Below are 264 nucleotides of genomic sequence, written 5' to 3'. Positions count from 1 at the left end.
ATCAACTAAATCTGATACACTTGTCACTATTGGCATTTAGCCAGGTGTCATGCAGCCACCTTTCCGTTTTGCGACGGCCGGGAAAGGTGATCCAGTGAATATCTCGTTCAAAAGTCACGATATTCTCGCCACAACCGACAATGACCCAGAAATAAAGGCCAGTGGCTTGATCCAATGCTTTGATTTTAATTCCACTAACAATATGTTTTTGTTGTATATTTTTCTCATCTGAAATGGAGACTGTTTCATCGTGACGAGCAATCC

General features: G+C 41.7%; 1 protein-coding gene. It reads right to left on the bottom strand.

Annotated features, from left to right (window positions below; all coding sequences use genetic code 11):
* Nucleotide 1: 1 nt before the first annotated feature.
* Nucleotides 2-264: hypothetical protein (locus HBA93_RS21620; RefSeq protein ID WP_221724619.1), on the bottom strand; the 263-nt coding region annotated here is incomplete at its 5' end.

It is taken from the genome of Ochrobactrum sp. SFR4 (genome assembly GCF_019730395.1).
Classification (GTDB): domain Bacteria; phylum Pseudomonadota; class Alphaproteobacteria; order Rhizobiales; family Rhizobiaceae; genus Pseudochrobactrum.
This window is presented reverse-complemented; position numbering and strand designations above follow the sequence as displayed.